The organism is Streptomyces sp. NPDC045021, assembly GCF_056432645.1.
Genome location: NZ_JBWKIQ010000023.1, coordinates 67491 through 82269 on the forward strand (window position 1 = coordinate 67491; position 14779 = coordinate 82269).

General features: G+C 66.9%; 12 protein-coding genes and 1 pseudogene. 7 read left to right on the forward strand and 6 right to left on the reverse strand.

The annotated features are described in order from the left end of the window. Positions 1 to 751 precede the first annotated feature (751 nt). Complete coding sequence (locus tag AC07DC_RS39845) at positions 752 to 2230, reverse strand: hypothetical protein (protein ID WP_478919763.1); 1479 nt, start codon at positions 2228 to 2230, stop codon at positions 752 to 754. Between the two features lie 304 nt (positions 2231 to 2534). Here AC07DC_RS39845 and AC07DC_RS39850 point away from each other — a divergent pair, with 304 nt between their 5' ends. From AC07DC_RS39850 to AC07DC_RS39860, 3 genes are read left to right on the forward strand one after another with little or no spacing between them, the layout of a single operon-like run. Further along, on the forward strand, positions 2535 to 3500 hold the full coding sequence (locus AC07DC_RS39850) for a D-alanine--D-alanine ligase family protein (protein ID WP_478919764.1): 966 nt from the start codon (positions 2535 to 2537) through the stop codon (positions 3498 to 3500). A 14-nt stretch (positions 3501 to 3514) separates the two neighbouring features. Next, entirely contained in the window at positions 3515 to 4156 is a 642-nt protein-coding gene (locus AC07DC_RS39855; RefSeq protein ID WP_478919765.1) for a C39 family peptidase, read from the forward strand. Further along, a complete protein-coding gene (locus tag AC07DC_RS39860; protein ID WP_478919766.1) occupies positions 4153 to 5577 on the forward strand; it encodes a UDP-N-acetylmuramoyl-tripeptide--D-alanyl-D-alanine ligase in 1425 nt (474 codons plus the stop codon). Before AC07DC_RS39855 ends, AC07DC_RS39860 begins: the two co-directional genes overlap by 4 nt. An 80-nt stretch (positions 5578 to 5657) precedes the next feature. On the opposite strand, the gene AC07DC_RS39865 is transcribed toward AC07DC_RS39860, so the two are convergent. Beyond that, positions 5658 to 6371 (reverse strand): hypothetical protein, encoded by a 714-nt coding sequence (locus AC07DC_RS39865; RefSeq protein WP_478919767.1) that lies wholly within the window; start codon positions 6369 to 6371, stop codon positions 5658 to 5660. Positions 6372 to 7049: 678 nt separating this feature from the next. Beyond that, complete coding sequence (locus tag AC07DC_RS39870; RefSeq protein WP_478919768.1) at positions 7050 to 7241, reverse strand: hypothetical protein; 192 nt, start codon at positions 7239 to 7241, stop codon at positions 7050 to 7052. A gap of 209 nt (positions 7242 to 7450) precedes the next feature. Here AC07DC_RS39870 and AC07DC_RS39875 point away from each other — a divergent pair, with 209 nt between their 5' ends. The 3 genes and pseudogenes from AC07DC_RS39875 (at position 7451) to AC07DC_RS39885 (ending at position 9097) form a co-directional block, all read left to right on the forward strand. After that, on the forward strand, positions 7451 to 8503 hold the full coding sequence (locus tag AC07DC_RS39875) for a hypothetical protein (RefSeq protein WP_478919769.1): 1053 nt from the start codon (positions 7451 to 7453) through the stop codon (positions 8501 to 8503). A gap of 10 nt (positions 8504 to 8513) precedes the next feature. Further along, positions 8514 to 8642 (forward strand): annotated as a pseudogene (locus AC07DC_RS39880) (IS21-like element helper ATPase IstB); the annotation flags it as partial. Between the two features lie 86 nt (positions 8643 to 8728). Beyond that, on the forward strand, positions 8729 to 9097 hold the full coding sequence (locus AC07DC_RS39885) for a cupin domain-containing protein (protein ID WP_478919770.1): 369 nt from the start codon (positions 8729 to 8731) through the stop codon (positions 9095 to 9097). 255 nt (positions 9098 to 9352) lie between these two features. Here the strand turns inward: AC07DC_RS39885 and AC07DC_RS39890 are convergent, their stop codons facing one another. From AC07DC_RS39890 to AC07DC_RS39900, 3 genes are all read right to left on the reverse strand, one after another. Continuing rightward, complete coding sequence (locus tag AC07DC_RS39890; RefSeq protein WP_478919771.1) at positions 9353 to 9982, reverse strand: hypothetical protein; 630 nt, start codon at positions 9980 to 9982, stop codon at positions 9353 to 9355. 107 nt (positions 9983 to 10089) lie between these two features. Next, positions 10090 to 11361, reverse strand: coding sequence for a DNA cytosine methyltransferase (locus AC07DC_RS39895; RefSeq protein ID WP_478919772.1), 1272 nt, complete (start codon positions 11359 to 11361; stop codon positions 10090 to 10092). Between the two features lie 139 nt (positions 11362 to 11500). Continuing rightward, a complete protein-coding gene (locus AC07DC_RS39900) occupies positions 11501 to 12022 on the reverse strand; it encodes a hypothetical protein (protein WP_478919773.1) in 522 nt (173 codons plus the stop codon). Between the two features lie 270 nt (positions 12023 to 12292). Here AC07DC_RS39900 and AC07DC_RS39905 point away from each other — a divergent pair, with 270 nt between their 5' ends. Next, positions 12293 to 14671, forward strand: coding sequence for a glycosyl hydrolase family 28-related protein (locus AC07DC_RS39905; protein WP_478919774.1), 2379 nt, complete (start codon positions 12293 to 12295; stop codon positions 14669 to 14671). Positions 14672 to 14779 lie beyond the last annotated feature (108 nt).

The window sequence follows — 14779 nt, forward strand, 5'->3', positions numbered from 1 at the left end:
AGGTCAGAGGCTACTTGGCTTGACCACCGGGCAGGTCTGCGTGCGCGCCGGGAACTGAGATCTGGAAAAGTATTTTGGAACTAACCATGGATCCGAGCGCGGTCGTCGGAGAACTAACCACGGATCGGATGGAAACTAACCACGGAATGCATAAAAACTAACCATGGGATTCGAGGAAACTAACCATGGTTGACGAACTAACCACGGAGTCCGAAAGAGCCAACACCGGGGTCTCGAGGTAACTAACCACGGCATCGGCCGGAGGAGCCACGGGCGCCATCGGTGCTCCCGGGGCGTACAGACACGCGTGTCCCGTGCCACGCCGTAGGCGGCGCCATCCCGGGGTGCCATCGCACTTCGTGATCGCGGCGCTGGCCCGTGCGCGCCCCCCGAGCCACTGCGCAGCGTCCGTTATGTTCGCCTGCGCAACGGGTCTCTGCGCAACCGTCCTTTGCGCAGTGTCCGATTTGCTCCGCACTGCGCAATGGGCGGCCGCTGCGCAATGCGCAATCGGCCCGTGCGCATGACGCGGTGCGCACGGCGCAGACCGCACCTCCCACCGACCGCATTGCCTCCGTTGCGCAGACGCGACGTCGTCGCCGACAGTAACTGCGCAGCGGAACACGTCGCTGGCGACCCACTAATGACGATCACGCATCTGTGGCGTGGTCCGGCTGGGGTCGACGCCGTGGGAGAGCCACCGAACCGTGTGCGGGCCGAGCCCGGGCCGCCGTTCGGCGGTGCAGAGACCTCAGTGCGCGAGGTGTTGAACGAAGGTGCGAACGGCCGGTGTGCGGGGGTGGTGGATGGTGAGGGTGTCGGCGAGGTGGTGGGCGCGGGTGGTGATGGCGTTGGCGGGGCGGCGGCCGTGCAGCGCGATGGTGGCGTGGGTCAGGGCGGCGTCGAGGTCGCCGAGGGCTGCGTGGGCGTCGGCGAGGTCGAGGTGGGCGATGGCGGCGCGGGTGGGGGAGCGGTGGACCGCAGTGTCGTACTGGGTGAGGGCTTCTTCCGCGGCGGCGCGTGCCGGGCGGGGCTGGTCGAGGGCGAGGTAGCTGGTGGCATCGAAGCCGAGGAGGCGGACCTGGTCGGCGGAGAACAGGCCGCTGGCGTGGGCAGGCAGGGCGGCGGCGGCTTCGTGGGCGAGGGAGCGGGCCGCGGTGAAGGCATCGGTGTTGCCGTCGCGGGCGTGGCTGCGGGCGGTTTGTGCGGCGAGCCGGACCCGGGCCGCCGTGGTGGTGGCGCAGGCCAGACCGCGGGCGGCGTAGTGGGCGGCTCGGTGCGGCTGGTCGGCATAGAGGCAGGTGGTGGCTGCGGCGTCGTCGGCCCACGCGCACACGTCCCCGGCCTCGGCGGCGGTGCCGTGGGCGCGGGCGTCGGCGCAGTACGCCAGGGCCGCGCGGGGCTGGCCCAGGTCGTGGGCGAGCCAGGCCAGCACCACGGACAGCATCCCGGCGGTATGGGCGAGATCCCGGCCTTGGCGCAGTGTGTGTCGCCCGGCCAGGAGTTGGGCCGCGTGTTCGCGGACAGCCATGACCTGGGGCCATGCGGCCGTCGCGGGCCAGGCGGCGTAGTCGCCGGCGAAGGCGTCGATTTGCTCCTGTAACTGCTCCAAGGTGCCGGGGCCCAGGTCGGTGCGTTCCAGGTCCTGGGTGAAGGCGAAAGCGTCGGCCACCGACGGCGGTCGCATGGTGAAGGGCACGGCGATGGTGGCGGTGGCGGTGAGGACTTTGAGTGCGGTGCGGCGGTTCGTGGCGTCTCCCTCGATCGGCGCCGCCACCGGCGACGTGGGTGGTGCGGCTGCGACGTCGTCCCGTCTGGGAACGGTTGCGACTCCCGTCGTCGGCGCGTCGGAGTAGTCGCGAGCCAGGCCCAATTGCACCGGGCCGGTGGCAAACAACTGGCACACCAGGTCCTGATAGTCCGGGCTCGGCGCCGTACTGGCCTCCCAGTCCTTCCAGGACCGCTCGGTCAGACCGACGGGCCGCAGCTGCTGTTCGGCGACCAGGGCGTGGGCGGCGGTCACCGCTTGGGCGACCGTCCATCCCGCAGCCAAGCGGTGGCATTTGAGCCGGGTGTGCCCGCAGCACCGGTGTATTCGCTCGGCGATCGCCCCACGGAGCTGTGGGGGTACCGGATCGGCGGATCCGAGCTGTCCCAGCATCCGCTCGCGCAGGCGCTTGCCGCAGGCCGCATCGTGTACGGCCGGGTGCGGCGGAACTGGAGTGCTCACCAGAGGCCCCCTGCTCTGCGTCCACCCGAACCGGGCTGACGCGTCGTCTCCACGCTACGCCGCAGGCCGTACCCGCTCAGGCCTGCGGACGAACTCGCCCAGGCAGGGCGGTGGTTCCTCCCGCCGAGGGCGGTGAACTCTCACTGTCGGCGGTCCAGGCCGGCGGCCAGGATCAGTACACCCGGCCGAACGGGCCCCTCGCCCTACTGCCGACCAGGCCTCACGGCTTGTCGCTGTGCGGCGGTCTCGGCGTCAACGGGGCACGGCCCCACCCTCACCCCCCTCCGCCATCCTGGGAGCACTCATGCCTCATTCCCCTGACTACTGCGACCTGCGCATCGGCGTCCTCTTCGGGGGTGATTCGCCGGAACGGCCCGGCTCGATCGCCTCGGCGGAAGCCGCGTGCAAGGCGTTGACCGTCCGCGGCTTGACGGCGGAACTCATCGACCTGGACGACCTGGACCTGACCGCTCTCAAAGGCCGCATCGACGTGGCGCTGCTGGCGTCCCACGGGCTGGGCGGGGAGGACGGCAAGATCCAAGGAGCGCTCGACACGCTGCGCATCCCCTACACCGGATCCGGCGTCAAGGCATCGGCCGTGGGCATGCACAAGCCGACCTTCAAGCGGTCGGTGACCGCCGACCTGATCGACACACCCCGCTGGGTGGAAATCCACCCCTCCCACTCCACCGCAACCATGGTCTCCTCCGCGGCGCTGACGCTCGGCTTCCCGGTCTTCGTCAAACCGGCCTCCGGCGGCGGCAGCCTGGAGGCCGGCATCGCCCGCACCCACCAGGAGCTGGCCGAACTGCTGGAGCAGAGCCGGGAGCAGCAGTACGGCGAGTACTTCGTCGAGGAATACATCCCTGGCATTCCGGCCACGATCGGGGTGCTGGAGATCGACGGGAACCTGACCACCCTGCCCATCCACACTGCGGAGACCGATCGGGAGTTCTACGACTACCAGGCCAAGCACGACCTGGCGCAGCGCCGCGAGACGTGTCCGGCCGACGTGTCAGCGCTGGAGGCGACACGGCTGAGCCAGCTCGCGCTGCGTGTCCACCGGCTGGTGGGTGCCCACGGTGTGTCGCGCGTCGACTTCCTGCTCGCCCCCAGTGGCCGCACCCCGGTCTTGGAGATCAACACGGTGCCGGGCCTGTCGGATCTGGGGAACCTGGCCACGATGGGACGGGCCGCGGGGATGGCGTACGAGGACCTGATCGGGCACGTGTTGGCCACGGCGTTCACGAAACGGGCCTACGTGCCGTAGCAGAATGCGGGGTCATGACTGGCTTCGTGACCACGCACCGTGTCCCGTACTACGCGCAATGGGAGTCCGCAGCCCTGGTGCCCGAGTTCCTCACGGGTGCTCGGGCTGCGGCCGACGACCCGCTGTGGCAGAAGTCCGGCGCCGACAGCGCGCAGGAGTACGCGTTCTGGGCGCCGCGCATATGCGGCATGGCGTGCCTGCGGATGGCGCTGGACTTCTGGGGCCACCCGGTACCGCCCTCCGTGCCGCTGCTGCACGAGGCCCTGGAGGCCGGCGCGTACGTCCGCACCGGCGAGGACACGGTGCAGGGGTTGATCTACGCCCCGTTCGCGGCTTGGGTCGCCCGCCGTTGGGGCCTGCACGCCGAGGTGCGACCTGAGTTGACCGCCGGCGAGATCGACGCCGAATCCGCTAGCGGCCGTCTGCTGTTGCTGTCGGTCTACAAGACGATCCGCACCCTGGACCCGGCCCCCGCGCAACGGGGCGGGCACCTGGTGCTCGCGGTCGGCTCCGGGGCTGACGGGGTCATCCTGCACAACCCGTCCGGGTTGCCTGGACAGTCGCAGCAATTCCACCATGTGCCGTGGGACGACTTCGGCCGGTTCTTCGCGGGCCGCGGCGTCGTCCTGGGCCCCCACACGCCAGGAGCTCCGTGATCCCCCTGACCCTCGCCGATGTCGCTGCGGCGACCGGTGGCACCCTGCACCAGATCGAGAACCCCGCCCTGCCGGTCACCGGGCCGCTGTCGTTCGACTCACGCGACATCGCCCCCGGCGGCCTGTTCGCGTGCTTGGCGGGCCGCACCCTCGACGGGCACAGCTTCGCCGCCCAGGCGGTGGCCGACGGTGCCGTGGCCGCGCTGGTCAGCCGACCGGTCGACGCGCCAGCGGTCCTGGTGCCCGACGTACTGGATGCGATGGGTCACATCGCCCGTGCCGTCGCGACCCGTTACCGCGGAACCGTCCTGGCGCTGACCGGCTCGGCCGGCAAGACCTCCACCAAAGACATCCTTGCCACCATCCTGGCGCTGGACGGCCCGACGGTCGCCACCCTCAAGAGCTTCAACAACGAGATCGGTTTCCCCGTCACCGTCTCCCGGGTCACCCCCGACAGCCGCTACCTGCTGCTGGAGATGGGCGCCCGCGGTACCGGCCACATCGCAGCGCTGTGCGGCATGGTCCGCCCGCAGATTGCCACCGTGCTGGGCGTCGGTTCCGCGCACCTGGGCGAATTCGGCACTCAGGAGGCCATCGCCGACGCGAAAGCCGAGATTGTCCGAGCGCTTCCCGCGGACGGCGTGGCCGTCCTCAACGCCGACGACCCTCTCGTCGCGGCCATGGCCGCCCAGACCGCCGCCCCCACCCTGACCTTCGGCACTAACCCGGGCTGCGAGGTCCGCGCGGACGACATCACGATCAACCCCCAAGGTCAGCCCGCCTTCGTCCTGCATCACGCCACCCACCACGCCCCCGTAGCGCTCCGCGGAATCTATGGACGCCACAACGTCACCAACGCCCTCGCTGCCGCCGCGACTGCCCTCGCCGCAGGCGTGCCCTTCGCCACGATCATCCGCGGCCTGAACGAGGCCGTCGTGTCCTCCGGCGGACGGATGGAAGTCTTCGAGCGCGCGCACGACGGGGTCACGATCATCAACGACGCCTTCAACGCCAGTCCGGAATCCGTCCTCGCCGCCCTGGATGCCCTCGCTGATATCGCCGGCACGCAACGCCGACGTATCGCCGTCCTGGGCGAGATGGCCGAACTCGGCGCAGCCACCGCCGACTGGCACGACCAGATCGCGCGGAAGGTGATCAACGTCGGGGTGGGCCGTGTGTTCGGCGTTGGCGGTCACCACGCCGAACGGATGATCGCGAGCCTTCGCGATGCTGGGCTCGAGGCCACCTACACCGAGACGGGGGTCAACCTGGCAGCGCACATCAGTGCCGAGGTCCGGTCCGGCGACGTAGTGCTCATCAAGGGAGCGAACGCGTTGCGGCTGGAGTCGACCGCCCGCGAACTGATCGACATGCGACCTCCTGCGGGACGGTGGGACCTCGCGGCACCGCAACGTCATTGATCAACTACGGGCTTCGGTAGCGACCAGCGTTCCGGCCAGCCCTGCTGGACGTCGGCGGACCGGACAGGCGGGATGCGGCCCTACGACGTGGCGTCGCCGCTGGTTTCCTCGAGCTGGGTGCGCGCTTCCTTCACGGCGCGCTCCCACTTCCAGGTGGGGTCGCCGTGTTGGGCGGCGAGAGCGGCGCCTGCGCCGCGGTGGTATCCGCCTTCTTCGCGCAGGTACGCCAGCGCGATGTCGACACGCTCCAGAGTGCGAGCAGTGCGCTCGCGGGGCCGGGGGCCGGCCGGGCTTCCGGCGGCACCGGTGTTGTCGCCATTGCGGTTGCGGTCGAACTCCTGCAGGTCCGCGCGGCGGAACGCGGGGATCTGCCGCCCGCTGGGGCCTTCGACGGTGCCGGCGGGCTGGGGGAAGTAGTCGCCGTTGGCGCCGAGGTACTTGCGGATGACGCCGGGACCGGCGAAGTGGAACCACTGCGCGGCCTCGTTGATCGAGACCAGGTCGTCGCTGTCGCCGGCGTACAGGGCCGGGTCGGTGGGCAGGACTTTCTTCTTCTTGCGGTCCTTCAGCCCGGCGTAGAACCGCTCGAAGGCCTGAAGGTCGTAGAAGTCGACCCGGTCGATGGTGACGGCCTTCTCCGGGTGGCGCACGTCCTCGGGCTGAGCGTCGCGCTTGGTGTACCAGAGGTTCACCGTGGGGCGGCTGGCGCCGGTGTGCTCGGCCATCCAGTCCCGGTTGACCAGTCGACGGCCGTCGACGGTGATGATCTGCGGGTTCGGGGGCTTCGTCGTCATGGTGGTGGTCTCCAGATTCTCGGGGCCGACCGCCCGCAGCAGCGGGTGTCAGTACACTGGAGGCACTCCTCCCTGGTGGGTTGGGGTGCCATGGCCGGCGGGACGTTCGGTCGGGGTTGCCGCCCCGGGCCGTCACCTCTTCGAGGTGCTTCCGCCGGCCATCTTCTGCGTCTTGCACCGGATCCCGGATCCGACACTGTTAATTGTGCGCCTTGCTGGGTGAGGTGTCAATCGTGGCGCGGTGATGCAGTCGCCCATTTCCGGTCAGTACGCGTACAGCGTGGTCGGGGCAGGCAGTCGGCGGATCATCTCCTTGCGGTCGCCGAAGTCGAAGTTCCAGGATGCGTCCGCCCACAGCGGGGCACGGTAGGAGTCGGCCAGCAGGTCCTACAGGGCCTGCTGGGCTGCGACGATTTCCACGGGCGACGCCAAGGCATCGGAGGACTCACCGACGTGCTGGAGATCGTGCACGCGCTCGCCGCGGTTCTGGGGTCGACGCGGGACAGCTGGAGAAGATCCGCGAGGTCAAGGCGCGTGAGCACGGTGGCTTCGCGGACCGGATCGTCTGGACCGGCCACCGCTGACGCAAACCGCTGACCACGGTCTGCGCGGAAGGTGTTGGCGGGCCGGGTGGCCGGAGCTCGACAGCTTCCGGCCACCTCGGGAGATGGCAAGTGACTAGTCCACGATCACGTGCAGCCCTCCGGCCACCGCGAGGAACGTCCCGATCGCTGCCGGGAGGCCCCCCGCGGTCGCGACGGCGACAGCCGCCACCGCTGCGACCGTGATGATCACTGCCCAACGGAGCGGCAGCCGCTCCGGCTGACGCTCGGGCTCGTGCGAATTGCGAGAGTTACGTACGCTCGTCAAAGGTGTACTCCTTCTTGCTTGCCTACTGAGGGGTGAGGCACCGGATGAGTGGCCCCCGGCTAGTCCCCGGGGGCCATCCGCATTCCTGCGGCCAACCGCGCCTGCGCTTCTTACTGCTGCCGAGCATGCCTTTGATGAGCCAAGGCGCGCGAGTACACTGGGAGCGCGTCTTGATCCGCCAGTGACGACTCCGATTCATTGGATCAACGGTGTCACTGGCGGATCAAGACGTTCAGATCAAGAAGGGGGAAGTTGTTTCCATGATCTTTCTCCACGATCTTCAGCCCCTCTCCGCGAGCGAGCGCAAGCGCTACGAAGCCCGCCGCGTGAAGCTTGAGAAGAGCGAGGCCGAGGTCAGCAAGGCGTGTGAGAAGTTCGCCGCGGTCGAGTCTGGAGGACGGCTGCGAGTCCGGTCCGAGTTCATGTTCCGCGCCGAGTCGGCCGAACTCCCCGGGGATCCCTCGGACAGGCGCCTTCCACCGCCGAAGGAGCGTCCGCCATCGACGCGCCTGCCCTCTCCCCGTGGGATCGCCCTCAGGGCTTATCTCACGGCCCTGTTCGTGGCCCAGTCACGAAGTCCCGGCACCCATCCGGGCAATCCACTGCTCTTGAACAACATCGACACAGTGAGCTGGGTCGACCTGTTCGCCACGCCGTCAGAGCTGAGCCGGAAGGGCGACAGGAACTACGTCACCGTGCGCGACAAGAAGGTGCGGCAGCTGCACAGCGCCTTGGACCGCCTGTCGGGAGACGCGTTCCAACTCATTCACTTGCCCAGCGGGAACAAGGGCAGGGGCAAGTACGAAGGGTTCCAGCTCCTCCACGAGCGCGGCGCGCCATACGAGGGTGGCAGCAACCCCGACCGCTACATGGTGCCGGCGGAGGAGAGGATCCCATGGCTGCCAGCAGGGCTGTTCCACAACGGATGGATCCATCTACTGGAAGACACCGAGATCAACTTCCTGCTGATGCTGGCCTGGCTCCACTACCGATTCGGTCCCCAGCCTGTATTCGTCGCCAGTGACATCCGGCTCCGGCAGTTCGGCCTCGGCAAGGACGCATACGAGGCCCACCGGATGCTGAACCGGTTCGGTCTTGTGGATGTGGAGGAGGACCCCAACCGGCACCTCGATGGCTACCTCGTCACCGGATACAACGAGGGAACCATGCCGAAACTCCACCGCTTCGAGCTTCGTCGCGAAGGCTTTGACAAGCAGGCCGTGCCTAAGATCCGATCAGCGATCGAGCGGCGTTTGCGCTGATCACCACGTCACCGATCCCCGGCTCTGCGCGGCCATCGTCGACCGTCTCACCTTCAACGGCACCCTGATCGAGACCGGCACCGAGTCCTTCCGCCTGGCTCACAGCAAAGCGCAACAGCAACTCAAAGTAGCCGAGTAGCCATCGGGAAGTACGCGGAGCTGTCTCATGCAGGGCGTGAATGGATCTTGGTTCCGGGACGGCACGCGCACCGTCAGAATCAACGCATGAAGATCCTTAACATCGACTCGGTTGCCGGCAGGGAGACGACCGCCTACGGCAGCAGCGGTGTCCGTCGCGTCCGTGTCCACGGCGGAGCTGGTCCTGCCTCCGTGAACATCATGCACCTGGCGGCAGGAGGACGTCTCGGACGGCACGTTGCGCCAGTGCCGCAGGTCCTCATCGTCACGGACGGCCAAGGTTGGGCCAGCAGCACCGACTGCGAACCCAAGCTCCTGGTGCAAGGGCAGGCCGCTTGCTGGGCAGCGGGCGAGGAACACGAGACCTGGACCGATACCGGCATGACGGTGCTCATCGTCGAAGCACAGTCGCCACCCAGGGACAGCATGCTGGGCGAAGCCGCCCAGCAGGAGTAGCTCCGACGACCCGAGGACGGGGCCACGTCAAGCCGCCACGTGGTCCCACTTCAAGCCGCCGCGAACAACGAATTGATCCTTCACTGGGGCCAGTTGGAGCCGCCCCAGTGGGGCCCACTCAAACCGCCCGAGCCAGTGGGGTGTCCAGCGCTGGGCAGGCAGCGGAAGTCCTGGAAGTTTCCGATGGGCGAACCACGGGGCACGGGCAGACCGGGGCGCGCCTGCCGGACGGGCGAAGCGGGCGCGCTCCGGTGGTCAGCGATGTGAGGTGATGGACCGGCGGGTCTGCGCGGCGCGGGCCAGGGTGTGATCGGCTTTGGCTGCGGTGCGGATCTTGCCGATCCAGTTGGTGACGTCGGCGGCCAGCCGCTGGACGGCGCGCAGCCCGTCGTTCTCGGCGGTGCGTAGCCGTTCGGTGATCCGGCGGTGTTCTTCGCGGATGGTGTCGGCGGTGTGGGTGATGACGTTCAGGTAGCCGTGGTGGCGCTCGATGTGCGACCAGCCGCAGCGGCCGAGGTCGGGTTCCTGCTCGATGACGACGAGGCTGACGTAGGGCCAGCCCATGGGCCCGTTGGGGGTCAGCGCGATGTCGAGCAGGCAGGTGACGCGGTTGTCGTGCAGGGGGTTGTGCCGGTAGGGCTGCAGCGGGCTGGGCAGGGCGGTTGCCCGGCGGGTGGTGAGGTAGTCGGTGAGGTTCTGGCTGGTGGGTGGGCAGGAGGCGCGGCGTAGTTGGTTGAGGTATCCGGCCAGGATGGGCAGCTGCCAGGCCGGGGTGCCGAACGGGGCGGCGGGCATGGAATGCGAGACCAGCACTGCGTGGCCGTCGGCGTCGGCGATGGTGGCCTGTATGACGCACAAGGCCGGGCGGCGGGGATCGAGGTGCATGGTGGGCGCTCCTTCCGTGGCGGCGGCGCGGGCGGCCGCGATGGTGGTGGTGGGTTGGAGGCGCTGGTCCCGGGGTTGCCGCCCCGGGACCAGCGGTGGCGTGATGTTCAGGTGAGGCAGGGCAGGAGGCGTTCGCCGAGCCAGCGGGCGGCGTTGACGCTGACGGCGTTGCCGGCCTGGAGGATCCGCTCGGTCTGGTTGCCGTGCACGGCGTAGTCGTTCGGGAAGCGTTGGGCGGACATCAGCTCGCGTGTGGACAGCATCCGCAGCGTGCAGTCGTCGACGGTCGCGGCGGGGCGCACCAGGGAGTGGTGTTGCTTGGTGGCGATGGTGCTCAGTGGTTCGTCGGTGGTGCGGGGGGAGCCCTTGCGGCCGTTGGGGATGATCAGCGCGTGATGGCGGCCCTGCGCGGACAGGGCGGGGACGGCGCCTTGGACGCTAACGGCGGTGCCGTTGCGACGGAGTACCGCGATGTGCGGGTCGGCGCCGAAGAGCTCCAGCCCGCGGGCGATGCGGGCCCGGGTGGAGGCGGCGTAGGGCGTGAAGTTTCGGCGGTCGGGGCGGCCGTCGCCGACCCGGGTGCCGGGCAGCTCCCAGTCGATGATCTCTTCGACCGGGCGGACCGTGGGATCCAGGATCAGGTGACCGCAGACCCGGTTGGGGCACCGGTAGTCGTACTGCACACCCCATTTGCCGACCTTGCGGCGGCGCGGGTTGCGCCAGACCTGCTGGGCCAGGATCGGCCCGCACTGCGGGCACCGGGCCTGCGGCCGCACTTCAAGATCCGGCAGCGGGATGCCCTTGCGGGTGAACACGATGTACAGCCGGTCACGCAGCTGCGGCGCCAGCACGTTGGTGCCGCCGCCCAGGTGCGCGGAGGACGCGCACACGATCTGGTAGTGGTAGCCGAGGATCTCCATGCCGCCCAGCCACCAGTCGAACAGCTCCCAGTCGGTGGCGAACTCGATGACGTTCTCGCACAGCACCGCGTCGTAGCGGTGCACCTCGGCGGCGGTGAGAATGTCCAGTGCGGTGGCGCGGGTGCGTTCGAACGTCTCCGGCTTCGCGCCCCCGTCCGCTAGGCCGTCGATCGCCTGCTGGCCGTGGGTGCGCTTCTTGCCGCCGCACGGGGCGATCTCGGTGCAGATCGGGGAGCCCCACAGGATGCGGGTGCGGGGCAGCCGGCGCTTCTCATAGGCGTTGAGGTCTACGCACAGGTGCTCGGCCATCGGGTGGTTGGCCATGTGGGTTCGGATGCTGACCGGGTCGTGATTCGCGGCCAGACGCAGGGTGTATCCGGCCTCGACCAGTCCGGTTGAGCTGCCTCCGGCTCCGCAGAACAGATCGGTGACGTCAAGGTCGTTCAAGGTCAGCGGCATGAAGCGCTCCTGGTGTGGTGGGTTGGGCGCAGTGGGTGTCTTGCCGGAAACCCATCTACAATAGTAATTGTACGCTCTAGGCGGGAAGGGGTCAAGCCCCTGCCTCCCGTACCGCAGGAGCTTGACCAGGTCCTCGCCGCTATCGCCCGCAACTCCCGCAGTCCCCTGGGGACATCAGATCCAGCTGATGCGGCGCGGTCGGGTCAGTTGCTGAGCTGCGGCGAGCCGGCTGGGCCAGCGCTGCGCGCACGGCACTTTCCAGGGCGTCGAAGGCGGGACCGTCCTCGGTGAGGATGATGCCGGGAGTCGGCCCGCCGGGGCGCTGGGCGAGCTGGGCAATGGACAGATCGGCGCGGAACCGATGCCCGCGGACCCGTTCGACCTCTGCGTACAGGGCCGTCAGGCGCGGGCGGCGGCGTACCGCTAGGACCAGGTCCTGGCGGTTGGCCAGGATGCACAGGGAGCAGCTGCAGCGACTGGAGCCCTTCCAATCGGCGGCGCCCGGCTCGGAGTCGTAGGTCCAGTGGCGGGCGATGCCCGAGGCGTCGCAGAACTCCCGGACGGTCAGAATGGTCCAGTCGCGGATGGGGAGCCATTCGTCGACGTGCCGGTCCCGGTTGGTCAGGCACGTTGCGGTAGCCGGCCTGCTGGCGGCGAGCAATACTCGATTCCGCCAAATGCCTTCAGCGCGTGAATACGGGCAGTGGCCGCGGTCGGGACGGCCATCAGGCCTTGCCGATATGCGCGGGCTGGTGGTCACGCCTAGCGTGGAGGTATGGGGGGATAGCGCAAGAGGTGCGAGCGGTGGTGTGTTGCGTAGTACTGCCGAAGGGCGCCGATTTTCGCCCCCGAGGTCGAGGTGGTCGCGCGCTTCAGCCGCTCTCTCGCCGACCCGTCCGACCGACTAAGCCTCGATGGAAGAGACGTTCTGATGGACACCGTCACCACCGTCACCATGCAAGCCGAACGCTCCATCACAGCTGGCCAGGCGGTCCGCACCACAGGATCGCGCACCGTCACCCCTGCCGTCCAGAGCACCTCCGAAGGCGGGACGGTGCATACCCTTCCGTTCTTTGGGGTTGCTCTGCAGACGGTGGGTGTTGGGAATAAGGTCGACGTTCAAATAGGCGGTGTTCTCAGCGGCCTAGGCTCCGAAAAGCCTGGCGCGGTTGGCGTCAACAGTGCGGGAAAACTCGTCCGCGCTAAGGATAAAGCCTGCATCAGCGCTCCGAACTGGATCGGTGACTGTGATGCTTCGGGCACGGTGACAATTCGGCCCCGCCGCGACACGCGGCTGAACGTGCTCGACTTCGGAGCGGCAGGGGACGGCAAGGTCGACGACACGGACGCGCTCCAAGCTGCCCTGGACTGCGCAACGCGATTTGAAGCGGGTGAGCCGGTGCTCGAGGGCAAAGTGGTCTACCTTCCTCCGGGAGACTATCTGATTAGGAAACCTCTTGTCGTCAAGCACCATTGCATTCTGGAGGGAGTAGGGGGAACCGGCCTTGGCGTAACTGAAAATACTCGCATACTCGCAGATGTCAAAGCCGGAAATTTCGACCTCTCCGCTATCGGTCCAGTCGCAGGGGAGACCGTCTATTGCGCAATTGCCCTGGTGGGCGCTTGGACCTCCGGATCGGCTGTAGCGCCCTCTCGTGCTCGTGCGGACTATGCTGTGCTTCGCCAGTTCACCCTTGAGTCGTTCCCCGATCAAGGAATATTTGCCCCCGCCTTCTATCAGGCCCCGCAGATGGATGGCGTACGAATTCTGGCGCACGGCCCATTGATCGAGACGGTGGGTGTTTCTGGCTTCAGGCGTAACGGACTATCAGTAGACGGCCCTTTGGGGCAAGCCAACGCCAACCTCACGCAGATACGTGATTGCGTTCTCGATAACAATGGCCAACACGGGCTCGACATCGGCAGCCATGGCAACAACGATGCCAATACCATGCTGATTATGAACGTTTCTGCCTCAACTAATGGCCGCGATGGAATTAATGACCATTCATTCTTGGGCTGCACCTTCGTTTCGTGTCATACTGCATCAAACCATCACCGAAACTACAGCTGTGATAACGTCGCTCCGAATTTCGCCACGTACATCGGCTGCTACGGCGAAGGCGACGCGCCATCGGTGTTCAATGGCAATGACAATATCGCTGTCATCGGAGGGGATATAGCCATTACTCCGGACTCGAAATATTGGGGTTTCGCCCCTGCCAGTAGTGGACCTTCTAGCCTCCGTGTGAGAAACCACTATTCTGAAGTGCACCTGTATCCAGGCACGGGTGCGGGGCTCGGAATTCATATCGACAAGGGCGAGCTGCAGACGCCCGGGAACGGATTCAAATATAGAGCAATTCACGCCGGGCGCACTTATGGAGAACATCGCAGTCCCGTCGAGAGTCCGCCTAAAAGGTGGCCGGAAAAGGTCGGGGAGACGGTGGAAGAGTTCGAGGGTTTGATATGGAGCTGTGAGGGTAAATATGAGCATCCAGTCTCAGCGTTCAATTACCTCGGAAGTTATGTGGATTCTACGATCATTCAGGATTACGGCTATGACAAGCCGGATATAGCAGATCAGAATCCCTTCTTCCGTACCCAAGTCTCGCCCACTGCTGAGGTCAAGGGCAGGATTGAAACGTCCCTCACGAGCGGGACGGATCGCCACACGTACTATCAGAACTCGTACGAAAACGGGCCGGTTCCTGGTACGCTGCTGCTTCCGGATTCCTGGATTGGCGACTACTACTTCGGCGAGCGGCGAATCGGTGTTGTCTATAACGAATCTCCCTTCAAAGTGCCGCATAGCGACAGGAGCGTCGATTTCTACAGCCCGGGTGATCTGCTTCTCAATGCCACCGGAAGACCAACGGAGGAGCGCCAAGGTGGAATCGGGTGGGCAGTGAAGGCCCTGTGTGGAAGGCGGCCAAAGGCTGATGGCTCTGACTGGGTTCCCAATAAGCACTACCGCATCGGGGAAGTTGTCAGGCCGGCGCAACCTAATGGCAGAGGCCACCTGTATCGGCTGACCGCCTACATCGGTGGCCCGTCTTACCCGCTGCAGAAGGTCTCCGGTGAGCGCGAGCCGGACTGGAGCAAGTCGGTTGGAGGCGTGACTTCCGACAACCACCTAAAATGGCAGACGCTCTATGACTTGGATGTTCCCGCAAATGCATGGATCATTGAACCGCTTCCTCAGCGCGCGAAAGGTCAGCCGGACTCGGCAGCGACGGACATTGCCGGGCTGAGGGAAGAGTTCAACGCACTTCTTGCCAAGATGAGAACTGCGAATCTACTGGAATAAGCGGAGGCGGAGGGAACTATTCACTGCGACGCCGCTGATGCAGCCCTCACAGTGCTGGCGCTGAGCAATACTCGATCTTACCGAGTGCCCTCGCGTCGTGGACACAGC

Bases quoted from the DNA above. Each gene is read 5' to 3' on its own strand.
- AC07DC_RS39850 (WP_478919764.1), top strand. From the start codon at position 2,535: ATGCCTCATTCCCCTGACTACTGCGACCTGCGCATCGGCGTCCTCTTC.
- AC07DC_RS39855 (WP_478919765.1), top strand. From the start codon at position 3,515: ATGACTGGCTTCGTGACCACGCACCGTGTCCCGTACTACGCGCAATGG.
- AC07DC_RS39865 (WP_478919767.1), bottom strand. From the start codon at position 6,371: ATGACGACGAAGCCCCCGAACCCGCAGATCATCACCGTCGACGGCCGT.
- AC07DC_RS39885 (WP_478919770.1), top strand. From the start codon at position 8,729: ATGAAGATCCTTAACATCGACTCGGTTGCCGGCAGGGAGACGACCGCC.
- AC07DC_RS39890 (WP_478919771.1), bottom strand. From the start codon at position 9,982: ATGCACCTCGATCCCCGCCGCCCGGCCTTGTGCGTCATACAGGCCACC.
- AC07DC_RS39895 (WP_478919772.1), bottom strand. From the start codon at position 11,361: ATGCCGCTGACCTTGAACGACCTTGACGTCACCGATCTGTTCTGCGGA.
- AC07DC_RS39905 (WP_478919774.1), top strand. From the start codon at position 12,293: ATGGACACCGTCACCACCGTCACCATGCAAGCCGAACGCTCCATCACA.